The organism is Bacillus sp. SIMBA_008 (genome assembly GCF_046535495.1).
GTDB lineage: Bacteria > Bacillota > Bacilli > Bacillales > Bacillaceae > Bacillus > Bacillus subtilis.
Genome location: NZ_JAWRWL010000967.1, coordinates 1 through 249 on the forward strand (window position 1 = coordinate 1; position 249 = coordinate 249).

Annotated in this window: 1 protein-coding gene; it reads right to left on the reverse strand. The window is 43.8% G+C overall.

Features of this window, described 5'->3' with window-relative positions:
- Positions 1–249: FAD-dependent oxidoreductase (locus SB658_RS26265; RefSeq protein ID WP_410603429.1), on the reverse strand; the 249-nt coding region annotated here is incomplete at both ends.

Sequence of the window (249 nt, forward strand, 5' to 3'; positions counted from 1 at the left end):
CTGCGTCATGACATCTTCAATGACAACACCGACCACTTTGCCTTTATCATAAATAAATTCTTTTACTTTCGCATAGTTGACCGCTTCTGCTCCGAATTTCACAGCCTCTTTCATGACTTCGATTGTAAGGCGTGCATCGTCTGTACGGTATTCAACATAGTAGCCGCCGCCTTTTAAACCGTCCTTTTTCACAAGCGGTTCTTTTGCAAGTGTTTCCTTCGCACTTAGCATGCTTCTGCGTTCACTATG